This window comes from Rhodopseudomonas sp. AAP120, assembly GCF_001295845.1.
GTDB lineage: Bacteria > Pseudomonadota > Alphaproteobacteria > Rhizobiales > Xanthobacteraceae > Rhodopseudomonas.
Genome location: NZ_LJIC01000166.1, coordinates 1 through 12,109, shown reverse-complemented (window position 1 = coordinate 12,109; position 12,109 = coordinate 1). Strand labels below are relative to the sequence as shown.

Here is a 12,109-nt window from a genome sequence, read left to right as displayed (position 1 = left end):
CTGCGCAAGAAGATCCGCGACCTCGATATTCAGGTGTACCGCACCGGCGGCTGAGACGCCGGGACAAGTCTTTCTGCTGTGGACCGCGTAGTCGCCCGAGGTGGTTTGGGCGACGCGCCGCGATATTGTCGCAATTGAGCAACAATGTTGTAGGAATGCATCACATGGTCGCCTGCGGGAGGCGGCCATTCGCATTCAATGACCATTGCCAGAATGACCACCGCAGAGACGTCGGCCCCAACCGTTGACGACCCCTCGATCGCCGAGCCGCGCACCGCCACCTGGCGCAAGCTGCTGGCGCCGATCGCCGTCGGCGTGGCGCTGCTGTCGGCGTTCCTGACCTTCGTCGTCCTCACCGGCCTGACGCCGATCGCCCCGACCCGGGACGTCGTCGTGACGTTCCTGATGATCAATGCCGCCACCGTGCTGCTGCTGGTGGGGATCATCGCCCACGAGGTCTGGAAGATCATCCAGGCGCGGCGGCGCGGTCGGGCGGCGGCGCGGCTGCACGTCCAGATCGTCAGCCTGTTCTCGGTGATCGCGGTGCTGCCGGCGGTGCTGGTCTCGGTGGTAGCCAACGTCACGCTCGACCGTGGCCTCGACCGGCTGTTCTCCGGCCCGACCCGGGCGGTGATCCAGAATTCGCTGATCGTTGCCAACGCCTATCTGCACGAGCACGGCCAGCTGATCCGCGGCGACATCCTCGGCATGGCCAACGACATTTCCCATGCCCGCCCGCTGTTCGACCAGGACCGCAAGTCGTTTCAGGAATTCCTGACTGCGAGCGCCAAGACCCGCAACCTGCCGGGCGCGATGCTGATCGACAAGGACCGCCACATTCTGGCGTCGGCGCAGACCGGCATCCAGCGTGATTTCGATACGCCGGCGCCGGAATTCCTCAGCAATGTCGACGACACCGAGCCGCAGATCGCGGTGTTCATCGAGGCCAATTACGTCGCCGCGGTGATCCGGCTGCGCGGCTTCGAGGACACTTTCCTCTATGTGGCGCGCCTGCTCGACCCGCGGGTGGTGGCACAGCTGCGCCAGACCCAGGCCAGCGTCGCCGAATATGCCGAGATCGAGGCGCGCCGGCTCGGCGTGCAGGTCGCGTTCGCGCTGATGTTCACGGTGATCGCGCTCACCGTGCTGATGTCGTCGGTGCTGATCGGGCTGAACTTCGCCAACTGGCTGGTGGCGCCGATCCGCCGGCTGATGGGCGCTGCCAAGCTGGTGTCGACCGGCGACCTGCAGGTGCAGGTCCCCGTGTTCAAGTCCGAAGGCGACCTGTCGCAACTCGGCGAGACTTTCAACAAGATGACGCAGGAGCTGCGCACCCAGCGCGACGAACTGGTCAGCGCCAGCGAGCTGATCGACAGCCGGCGCCGTTTCATCGAGGCCGTGCTGTCGTCGGCGAGCGCTGGCATCATCGGCGTCGACGGCTCGCTGTCGATCGGCATCCTCAATCGGTCTGCCGAGAAGCTGATCGGGCACTCCGAATCGGAGACGCTCGGCCATCCGCTGTCCGAGGTCATCCCCGAGCTGGACGAGATCATGGCCAATGCGCGCGAGGGCTCGCAGCGGCTGGTGCAGGGCCAGATCACCATCAACCGCGACGGCCGCGAACGCATCCTGTCGGTGCGCGTCACCGCCGAGCAGACCGGCCACACCCGCGACAGCTACATCATCACGCTCGACGACATCACCGAACTGGTGTCGGCGCAGCGCACCTCCGCCTGGGGCGACGTCGCGCGCCGCATCGCGCACGAGATCAAGAATCCGCTGACGCCGATCCAGCTTTCCGCCGAGCGCATCAAGCGCAAATTCGGCAAGGTGATCGTCGAGGACAAGGGCATCTTCGAACAGTGCACCGACACCATCGTGCGCCAGGTCGACGACATCCGCCGCATGGTCGACGAGTTCTCGCGCTTCGCCCGGATGCCGAAGCCGGTGATCGAGGGCGAGGACGTCGCCGACACCGTGCGGCAGGTCGTATTCCTGATGCGGGTCGGACATCCCGACGTCGACATCGAAGCGGAGATCAAGGACGATCCGCTGCGCGCGCGGTTCGATCGCCGGCTGATTTCGCAGGCGCTGACCAACATCATCAAGAACGCTACCGAAGCGATCGAGGCCGTGCCGCAGGAAGAACTCGGCAAGGGCAAGATCGAGGTCGTCGCCGCGCGCGACGGCGAAGACATCGTCATCGATGTCATCGATAATGGCATCGGATTGCCCAAACAAAGCCGTTCGCGTTTGCTCGAACCCTACGTGACGACACGCGAGAAGGGCACCGGGCTCGGGCTCGCGATCGTCGGTCGCGTGCTGGTCGACCACGGCGGCGGAATCGAACTCAACGACGCATCCGATATCCGGCCCGGCCAGCGCGGGGCCTGGATGCGATTACGATTTGCGATGTCCGGCCAGCCCGTGACACCGCCAGCCGGTGAACCAAAACCCACTGCCGGCAACGAACCAACGAGAGAAGTCGCGAGCAGCGGCTGAACTGACAGGCGTGACACATGGCGAATGACATCCTGATCGTCGACGACGAAGCGGACATCCGCGATCTCGTTGCCGGTATTCTCGAGGACGAGGGCTTCAGCACGCGCACCGCGCGCGACAGCGATTCCGCGCTGGCTGAAATTGCCACCCGTCGTCCGAACCTGATTTTCCTCGACATCTGGCTGCAGGGCAGCAAGCTCGACGGCTTGCAGTTGCTCGAGCAGATCAAGAAGGAGCACGCCGAGGTCCCGGTGGTGATGATCTCCGGGCACGGCAACATCGAAACCGCGGTGGCGGCGATCAAGCGCGGCGCCTACGACTTCATCGAGAAGCCGTTCAAGTCCGACCGGCTGCTGCTGGTGGCGACGCGCGCGCTGGAGACCTCGCGGCTCAAGCGCGAGGTGCGCGAACTGAAGCAGCAGGCGCCGTCGGCCTCGACGCTGATGGGCCGATCGGCCTGCATGAACCAGCTGCGCCAGACCATCGAGCGCGCTGCCAAGGCCAACAGCCGCATCCTGATCGTCGGGCCGTCCGGCTCCGGCAAGGAGCTGGCCGCGCGCACGCTGCACAACGCGTCGAGTCGCGCCGACGGCCCGTTCGTGGTGATCAACGCCGCTGCGATCACGCCGGAGCGGATGGAGGTCGAACTGTTCGGCACCGAGCCGAACGGCGAGCAGCCGCGCAAGGCCGGCGCGCTCGAAGAGGCGCATGGCGGCACGCTGTTCATCGACGAAATTGCCGACATGCCGCGCGAGACCCAGAACAAGATCCTGCGGGTGCTGGTCGAGCAGACTTTCCAACGCCTTGGCGGCACCGCCAAGGTGAATGTCGATGTCCGCATCATCTCCTCGACCGCGCGCAATCTCGAAGAGGAAATCGCCGCCGGGCATTTCCGCGAAGACCTGTATCACCGGCTGTCGGTGGTGCCGATCCGGGTGCCGCCGCTGTCGGAGCGGCGCGAGGACATTCCCGAGCTGATCGAGTACTTCATGGAGCAGATCTCGGTCGCGACCGGCCTGCCGAAGCGGCAGATGGGGCAGGACGCGATGGCGGTGCTGCAATCGCACGTCTGGCCCGGCAACGTCCGCCAGCTCCGCAACAACGTCGAGCGCGTCATGATCCTGGCCGGCGGCGGCCCAGACGCGGTGATCACCGCCGACATGCTGCCGCAGGACGTCGGCTCGATGGTGCCGACGATGCCGACCGGCAACAATGGCGAGCACATCATGGGGCTGCCGCTGCGCGAAGCCCGCGAAGTCTTCGAGCGCGACTATCTGATCGCGCAGATCAGCCGGTTCTCCGGCAACATCTCGCGCACCGCCGAGTTCGTCGGCATGGAGCGCTCGGCGCTGCACCGCAAGCTCAAGGCGCTCGGCGTCGGCTGATCGTCGTTTCAACAACAAACATCATTGGATCCAACCGATGTCGCGTATCGCCTATGTGAACGGCCGCTATCAGGACATGCGCGACGCCAGCGTGAATATCGAGGACCGCGGCTATCAGTTCGCCGACGGCGTCTACGAAGTCTGCGAAGTGCGCGGCGGCAAGCTCGTCGACATGCCGCGGCATCTGGCGCGGCTGCAGCGCTCGCTCGGCGAACTGCGCATCGCCGAGCCGATGCCGTTGGCGGCGCTGTCCGTCGTGATGCACGAGGTCGTGCGACGCAATCGCGTACGGTTCGGCATCGTGTATCTGCAGATCAGCCGCGGCGTCGCGCGGCGCGACCACGGCTTCCCGGCGGCCGGCGTGAAGCCCAGTGTCGTCGTGACCGCACGCAGCATTGATCCGGCCAAGGGCGCCGCCAATGCCGCGCGTGGCATCAAGGTGATCACCGTGCCGGAAAACCGCTGGCCGCGCGTCGATATCAAGAGCACCGCGCTGCTGCCGAACGTGCTGGCCAAGCAGGCGGCGCGGGAGGCGGGGGCTTACGAGGCCTGGTATGTGGATAGTGACGGCTTTGTCACGGAGGGCTCATCCAGCAACGCCTGGATCGTGACGGAGGAGGGACGCGTCGTCACGCGTCCGGACAAGTCGGGCATCCTGTCAGGGATAACCCGGAGCGTCCTGAAGGAGGCGCTCGAAGCGTTGCAGATCCGCTTGGAGGAGCGCCCGTTCACGCCGCAGGAGGCCGCCGGCGCGGCGGAAGCGTTTGTCACCGCGGCGAGCATGATCGTGATGCCGGTGGTTGCGATCGACGGGCATGCCATCGGAAGCGGCAAACCCGGACCGGTGGCGCTGCGGCTGCGGGAGCAGTTTCACCGCTTCACGACGTTTTCCTGATTTTTTCGTGTGACGGAAGGCGCGACGTCCGATTTAGCTGCTTGCCTAACAAGCAAGCGTACTCTCTAATCCGCTGTCGGCTTTCAGAGGGGGATCTCAGGGAGGCTGGCAACCGTTGCGAAGCTCCGGTGAGACGCAGTTTCCGAAGAGACACGTTTCTGAAGAGAGACACGCTGCGGCAAGAAAAGACCCATTCCAATTGCGGGAATAAAAATGGCGGCAGACCGCGCTCAAAATCTACAAGACACCTTCCTGAACCACGTTCGAAAAACAAAAACTCCTCTCACGATCTTTTTGGTGAACGGGGTCAAGTTGCAAGGAATTGTCACGTGGTTCGATAATTTTTGCCTGTTGTTGCGGCGCGATGGACACTCCCAGCTCGTGTACAAGCATGCGATTTCGACGATCATGCCGGGCGCACCGATCCAGCTGTTCGAGGGCGGCGAGGATTCTCCAGCTTGAGAGGGTTCTGATTGGAACCCCGTAGTTTCGGCGCGGACGCCGATCGCCCGCAAGCAGCCGACGGCCAGACCGGACGCGTGATTGTCGTCGGGCCGTATCTGCGCGTGCGCAAGGGCGATCCCGACGCGTCCGACCATCAAGCCGTGCGTGACAACGACGCCCGCCTCGACGAGGCGGCGGGGCTGGCGCGCGCCATCGATCTGGAGATCGCCGAGGCGGTGCTGACGCCGATCAGCCAGATCCGGCCCGCGACCTATCTGGGCAAGGGCAAGGTGGAGGAAATCGTCGGCGTCATCGCGGCGCATCACGCCGACCTGGTGGTGATGGACTGTGCGCTGTCGCCGATCCAGCAGCGCAATCTCGAGAAGGCCTGGAACACCAAGGTGCTGGATCGCACCGGGCTCATTCTGGAAATCTTCGGCCGCCGCGCCAAGACCAAGGAAGGCTCGCTGCAGGTCGAGCTCGCGCATCTCAACTATCAGCGCTCGCGGCTGGTGCGATCCTGGACCCATCTCGAACGCCAGCGCGGCGGCTTCGGCTTCATGGGCGGCCCCGGCGAAACCCAGATCGAGGCCGATCGCCGGCTGATCGGCGAACGCATCACTAGGCTGGAGAACGAGCTGAAGAAGGTGCAAGCGACCCGCCGGCTGCACCGCGCCGGCCGGCAGCGGGTACCGTACCGCGTCGTCGCGCTTGTGGGGTACACCAATGCCGGCAAGTCGACGCTGTTCAACCGCCTGACCCGCGCCGAGGTGCAGGCGGCCGACATGCTGTTCGCCACGCTCGACCCGACGCTGCGTGCCTTGAGTTTGCCACATGGTGGAAAAGCCATGTTGTCGGACACCGTGGGGTTCATTTCCAACCTGCCGACCCAGCTCGTCGCGGCCTTCCGCGCAACGCTTGAGGAGGTTCTCGAAGCCGATTTGATCCTGCACGTCCGCGATATCAGCCACGAAGACGCCGAAGCCCAGGAACGCGACGTCGACACCGTATTGCGCCAACTCGGCGTTGATTCCAGCGGCGGCCGCATTCTCGAAGTCTGGAACAAGATCGATCGCTTCGAGCCCGAGCAGCGCGAAGAACTGGCCAATATCGCGGCTCGCCGCGATCCAGACCGTCCGGTGTTTCTGGTCTCCGCCGTGAGCGGCGAGGGCGTAGACGATCTGCTGCTCGCGATCGAGCAGCGCCTTGCCGCGACCCGCACAGTGCTCGATTTGACCATCGATGCCGCCGACGGCGCCGGCGTCAGCTGGCTGCATCGCAACGCCGAGGTGCTGGCCAAGGAGCTGCAGGACGGCCGCTACGCCATGACGGTGCGCGCCGACGAGACCAAGCGCGACGCCATCATCGAGCGCTTTCAGGCGGTCCCGCGCGAAGACTGAGCCGCTTCGACGAGGCGCGGCCCGGTGCCCCGCAGCGCTCCTCGACGACGTCTTCCGAATGGCCGCTAAGTCATTGGAAAAACGGGCGTAAAAACCTGCCAAACTGAGCCGGTGAGGGTGGCCTGCCAAGGCCCGATGCGGTATATGATTCGCATCAGATTCTGACCGGAACTCACCCTTGTCCGACAAAGACGACGATAAGCCCGGGGAGCCGTTGGCGCCCTCGGATATCCGCCCCGTTTCCATTCTCGACGAGATGAAGCGGAGCTACCTCGATTACGCGATGAGCGTGATCGTGGCGCGTGCGCTGCCGGATGCCCGCGACGGGTTGAAGCCGGTGCACCGGCGTATTCTCTACGGCATGTACGAGAACGGCTTCGAATGGAACAAGCCGTATCGCAAGTCGGCGCGTACGGTCGGCGACGTCATCGGTAAGTATCACCCGCACGGCGACCAGTCGGTCTACGACGCGCTGGTCCGCATGGCGCAGGACTTCTCGATGCGCGTGCCGCTGATCGACGGTCAGGGCAATTTCGGCTCGGTCGACGGCGATATGCCGGCGGCGATGCGCTACACCGAATCCCGTCTGACCAAGATCGCACAGTCGCTGCTCGACGACATCGACAAGGACACGGTCGATTTTCAGCCGAACTACGACGGCTCCGAGCGCGAGCCGCAGGTGCTTCCGGCGAAGTTTCCGAACCTGTTGGTCAACGGCGCCGGCGGCATCGCGGTCGGCATGGCGACCAACATCCCGCCGCACAATCTCGGCGAAGTCATCGACGCCTGCGTCGCGCTGATCGACGATCCGGCGCTGTCGATCGAGGATCTCAACGCCATCGTGCCAGGCCCGGACTTCCCGACTGGCGGCATCATCCTTGGCCGCGCCGGCATTCGCTCGGCTTACAACACGGGCCGCGGCTCGATCGTGATGCGCGGCAAGGTCGAAATCGAAACCGTCCGCAAGGACCGCGAGGCGATCATCGTTTCGGAGATCCCGTATCAGGTCAACAAGGCCACGATGGTCGAGCGCATCGCCGAACTGGTGCGCGAGAAGAAGATCGAGGGCATTTCCGATCTGCGCGACGAGTCCGATCGCGACGGTTTTCGCGTGGTGATCGAGCTGCGCCGCGACGCGGTGCCCGAAGTGGTACTGAACCAGCTCTACAAGTTCACGCCGCTGCAGACCAATTTCGGCGCCAACATGGTTGCGCTCGACGGCGGCCGACCGCAGCTGATGAATCTGAAAGACCTGCTGCAGGTCTTCGTCGCGTTCCGCGAGCAGGTCGTCACGCGGCGCACCAAGTTCCTGCTCAACAAGGCGCGCGACCGCGCCCACATTCTCGTCGGTCTCGCGATTGCGGTGGCGAATATCGACGAGATCATCAGGGTGATCCGCAATTCACCCGATCCGAACACGGCGCGCGAAACCCTGATGTCGCGTGATTGGCCGGCGGCCGATGTCGCGGCGATGATCACGCTGATCGACGATCCGCGGCACAAGCTCAATGAGGACGGCACCGCGCGGCTGTCGTTCGAGCAGGCCAAAGCGATCCTGGATCTTCGGCTGCAGCGCCTGACAGCTCTGGGCCGCGAAGAGATTTCCGACGAGCTCGACAAGCTTGCGCTCGAGATCGCCGATTATCTCGACATCCTGCGCTCGCGCGCGCGGGTGCAGAGCATCGTCAAGGACGAACTCGGCGCCGTGAAGGCGGAGTTCGCGACACCGCGTAAGACCATGATCATCGAGCAGGAAGGCGAGGTCGAAGACGAAGACCTGATCCAGCGCGAGGACATGGTGGTGACGGTGTCGCACGCCGGCTACGTCAAGCGCGTGCCGCTGTCGACCTACCGGGCGCAGCGCCGCGGCGGTAAGGGTCGCTCCGGCATGGCGACGCGCGAGGAGGATTTCGTCTCGCGGCTGTTCGTCGCCTCGACGCACACGCCGGTGCTGTTTTTCTCGTCGCGCGGCCAGGTCTACAAGGAGAAGGTCTGGCGCCTGCCGATCGCGCCGCCCAATGGCCGCGGCAAGGCGCTGATCAACATCCTGCCGCTGGAGCAGGGCGAGCGCATCACCACGATCATGCCGCTGCCCGAGGACGAAGCCTCGTGGAGCGAACTCGACGTGATGTTCGCCACCACCGGCGGCAACGTTCGCCGCAACAAGCTGTCCGACTTCGTCGATGTCCGCCGCTCCGGCATCATCGCCATGAAGCTCGACGACGGCGAAGCGATCGTCGACGTCCAGATCTGCACCGAACGCGACGACGTGCTGCTCACCGCCGCCGGCGGTCAGTGCATTCGCTTCCCGGTGCCGGATGTCCGCGTGTTCAGCGGGCGTACGTCCATGGGCGTGCGCGGCATCGCGTTGGCAAACGGCGACAAGGTGATCTCGCTCAGCATCCTGCGGCACTTCGAGGCGACGCCGGCCGAGCGCACCACCTATCTGAAGCAATCCGGAGCCAGCCGCCGTGCCGCGACCGGCGAGGAAGCCGATGTGGTCGAGACGCCCGAGGTCGAAGCCGAGGAAGCCGAGGCGGTGACATCGCTCAGCGTCGAGCGCTATGCCGAGATGTCTGCTTCGGAGCAGTTCGTGCTGACGATCTCGGAGAACGGCTACGGCAAGCGCACCTCCTCGTTCGAGTATCGAACCACGGGCCGCGGCGGCAAGGGCATCGGCGCGATGTCGGTGAACGGCCGCAACGGCAAATTGGTGGCGTCGTTCCCGGTGGAAGACAGCGATCAGATCATGCTGGTCACCGACGCCGGCCAGCTGATCCGCTGCCCGGTCGAAGGCATCCGCGTCGCCGGCCGCTCGACCCAGGGTGTGATCGTGTTCGACACTGCGGACGACGAGAAGGTCGTGTCGGTCGAACATATTCCGGAAGCCGAGGAAGCGGAGACCAGCAACGGCGGTTGATCCCGCCGGCCTGCGGCCGAATCGAAAGGCCCCCGGCGGGCACTCCGGGGGCCTTCAGAGAGCGCTCCTGGAGGGAAAGCGCTTGGAGATTTCAGAGCACTAACGCGCAACCCTCAAGGGCGTTCCGCAGTCACCAGGCGCGCCTGCTGGATCGGGGCGTGGCGGCGGTCGGCATTGCGCAAGCACGACGGTTCGAAGTTGGGCCAGGCCTGCTCGGAACAGCTGGTGCCGACCGGGCGGATGTCCAGTCGATCGCCTTTGGCGAGCGCGACCGGCACGCTGGCTTCGACGCGCGGCGCGAAGCCCGGCAGAATGGTGAGGGCGGCGGCCACGAACGCTGCGATGGCGATGGCTGACAGAGCCTTGATCATAGCGGTCCCCTGTGTTCCAGCCGGGATCGGCTTGTTTGCCGTTCAACCCGGATCGTTTTGTCGCTTCCCGATGCGAATGGTTTAGCCAAAGCCGGTTTCAGAACGTCTTCGTCGACGCGCAATCGCGTTTCATTGCGCCGCCAAATTGTTTCTCCGGCCAAGGTTCGGCGAAACATTGCGGCAAAAACCGTAACGTTTTCAGCGCCCCATTCGTCCTGCAATAGACGCGCGAGCGCGGCTTTCGGTTCGGTTCGCGGAGCGAAATAAAAGCCGGCTGGAGGCCGGAACCACGCCGGCTTGCGGGCGTCTTGCGGGCGCGCTAGACGGAAGTATGTCCCGTATCGCGCTGTATCCCGGCTCCTTCGATCCCGTCACCAATGGCCATCTCGACGTCGTCCGCCACGCGGTCGCGTTATGTGGCAAACTTGTGGTTGCGATCGGTATTCACCCGGGCAAGAAGCCGCTGTTCACGACCGACGAACGACTCGCAATGGTGCGCCAGGTGTTCGAGCCGGTCGCGCGCGGGGCGGGTTGTGAGTTCGATTGTACCACCTACGACAACCTGACCGTGACCTCGGCCCAGCAGGTCGGCGCGACGATCATGATCCGCGGCCTGCGCGACGGCACCGATCTCGACTACGAGATGCAGATCGCCGGCATGAACGAGACCATGGCGCCCACCATCCATACCGTGTTCGTGCCGGCCTCGGTCGGCGTCCGCCCGATCACCGCCACACTGGTGCGGCAGATCGCTGCGATGGGCGGCGACGTCTCGGCCTTCGTGCCGCCGGAGGTCGCGGTCGCCCTGAAATCCAAAGTCGCCGGTTAACCGGCTTCATTTCCGATCGGAGTTTCCATGATCCGTTTGATGGGCCTTTTCGCCGCGCTGCTGTTCGCCGTGCCGGCGCTGGCGCAGCCGCTGCCGGCAAATCTCGACAAGGCCAATGCGATCGTCATCGACAGCACCAAGGGCCGCATCGTCATCCAGCTCCGTCCCGACATCGCGCCGCAGCACGCCGAGCGGATCAAGCAGCTGGCGCGCGAGGGCTTCTACAACAACGTGCCGTTCCACCGCGTGATGGCCGGCTTCATGGCGCAGACCGGCGACGGCGAGAAGTTCAACGGCACCGGCGGGTCGAAATATCCGAACCTGAAGCAGGAATTCTCGCAGGTGCCGTTCAAGCGCGGCGTGGTCGGCATGGCGCGTCGCGGCGACAGCGTCGACAGCGCCAACTCGCAGTTCTTCATCATGTTCGACGACGGCCCGAGCCTCAATGGCCAGTACACCGTGATCGGGCAGGTGGTGTCCGGCATGGACGTGGTCGACAAGCTGAAGAAGGCCTCGGCCGGCTCACCCGGCGGTTCGGTCTCCGACCCGGACAAGATGGTCAAGGTGCAGGTCGCCTCGGACATCAAGTAATCGGCCGCGACGTGCCGCGCCGGCCGGCGCGGCGGCGCCGATCGACGTGATAGAAACAGAGTGCTCCGTTCATGCTTTTGTCGTCGCAAGGCGGCATCGGCCACGCCGTCGCTTGACGACGGCGCCTTCACGCTGCGGTTCTTCGATCGCAGGACAGTCCTCAAACCAGATGAGAAGAGACCATGGCTGACAACGACAACATCCTGATCCTCGAAACCACCCAGGGCCCGGTCAAGATCGAGATGCGCCCGGATCTCGCTCCGAACCACGTCGCCCGCATCAAGGAACTGGTGCGTGAAGGCTTCTACGACGGCATCGTGTTCCACCGCGTGATCGAGGGCTTCATGGCGCAGACCGGCTGCCCGCAGGGCACCGGCACCGGCGGCTCGGGCAAGAAGCTGAAGGCCGAGTTCAACAAGGAGCCGCACGTCCGCGGCACCGCCTCGATGGCGCGCGCCGCCAATCCGGATTCCGGCGACAGCCAGTTCTTCATCTGCTTCGACGACGCCCGCTTCCTCGACAACCAGTACACGGTGTGGGGCAAGGTGATCGAAGGCATGGAGAACGTCGACAAGATCAAGCGCGGCGAGCCCGTGCAGAACCCCGACAAGATCGTCAAGGCGTCGATGGCCGCCGACGCGGCGGCTTGATTGCGCGGCGCCGTCACCTCTCCCCGCGCGCGGGGAGAGGTGACCGGCGTAGCGAAGCGAAGCCGGGCGGGTGAGGGGGCGTCTCACCGAGTCTCGGCCTCGTGGTGACGCCCCCTCACCCC

Annotated in this window: 10 protein-coding genes; 9 read left to right on the top strand and 1 reads right to left on the bottom strand. The window is 64.9% G+C overall.

Annotated elements, in window-relative coordinates:
- Window positions 1-213: 213 nt before the first annotated feature.
- The 6 genes from IP86_RS23375 to gyrA all read left to right on the top strand — a co-directional run bounded on the left by IP86_RS23375 (window position 214) and on the right by gyrA (window position 9,546).
- The gene (locus IP86_RS23375) at window positions 214-2,502 is read left to right on the top strand and encodes a sensor histidine kinase NtrY-like (protein WP_054164835.1); all 2,289 of its coding nucleotides are present in this window, start codon (window positions 214-216) and stop codon (window positions 2,500-2,502) included.
- A 17-nt stretch (window positions 2,503-2,519) separates the two neighbouring features.
- On the top strand, window positions 2,520-3,887 hold the full coding sequence (gene ntrX, locus IP86_RS23370) for a nitrogen assimilation response regulator NtrX (RefSeq protein WP_054164834.1): 1,368 nt from the start codon (window positions 2,520-2,522) through the stop codon (window positions 3,885-3,887).
- A gap of 37 nt (window positions 3,888-3,924) precedes the next feature.
- Complete coding sequence (locus tag IP86_RS23365) at window positions 3,925-4,782, top strand: D-amino-acid transaminase (protein ID WP_054164833.1); 858 nt, start codon at window positions 3,925-3,927, stop codon at window positions 4,780-4,782.
- Window positions 4,783-4,995: 213 nt separating this feature from the next.
- Window positions 4,996-5,244, top strand: coding sequence for an RNA chaperone Hfq (gene hfq / locus IP86_RS23360; protein WP_002711839.1), 249 nt, complete (start codon window positions 4,996-4,998; stop codon window positions 5,242-5,244).
- Window positions 5,245-5,255: 11 nt separating this feature from the next.
- The gene (hflX, locus tag IP86_RS23355) at window positions 5,256-6,626 is read left to right on the top strand and encodes a GTPase HflX (protein WP_054164832.1); all 1,371 of its coding nucleotides are present in this window, start codon (window positions 5,256-5,258) and stop codon (window positions 6,624-6,626) included.
- 178 nt (window positions 6,627-6,804) lie between these two features.
- The gene (gene gyrA, locus IP86_RS23350) at window positions 6,805-9,546 is read left to right on the top strand and encodes a DNA gyrase subunit A (protein WP_054164831.1); all 2,742 of its coding nucleotides are present in this window, start codon (window positions 6,805-6,807) and stop codon (window positions 9,544-9,546) included.
- A 113-nt stretch (window positions 9,547-9,659) separates the two neighbouring features.
- On the opposite strand, the gene IP86_RS23345 is transcribed toward gyrA, so the two are convergent.
- Window positions 9,660-9,917, bottom strand: coding sequence for a hypothetical protein (locus IP86_RS23345; protein ID WP_054164830.1), 258 nt, complete (start codon window positions 9,915-9,917; stop codon window positions 9,660-9,662).
- Window positions 9,918-10,248: 331 nt separating this feature from the next.
- On the opposite strand from IP86_RS23345, the gene coaD reads away from it, so the two are divergent.
- The 3 genes from coaD to IP86_RS23330 all read left to right on the top strand — a co-directional run bounded on the left by coaD (window position 10,249) and on the right by IP86_RS23330 (window position 11,987).
- Window positions 10,249-10,746, top strand: coding sequence for a pantetheine-phosphate adenylyltransferase (coaD, locus tag IP86_RS23340; RefSeq protein WP_054164829.1), 498 nt, complete (start codon window positions 10,249-10,251; stop codon window positions 10,744-10,746).
- Between the two features lie 27 nt (window positions 10,747-10,773).
- Window positions 10,774-11,337, top strand: a complete 564-nt coding sequence (locus tag IP86_RS23335; RefSeq protein WP_054164828.1) for a peptidylprolyl isomerase — start codon at window positions 10,774-10,776, stop codon at window positions 11,335-11,337.
- Between the two features lie 182 nt (window positions 11,338-11,519).
- Window positions 11,520-11,987, top strand: a complete 468-nt coding sequence (locus tag IP86_RS23330; RefSeq protein ID WP_054164827.1) for a peptidylprolyl isomerase — start codon at window positions 11,520-11,522, stop codon at window positions 11,985-11,987.
- The last annotated feature ends 122 nt before the right edge of the window (window positions 11,988-12,109 follow it).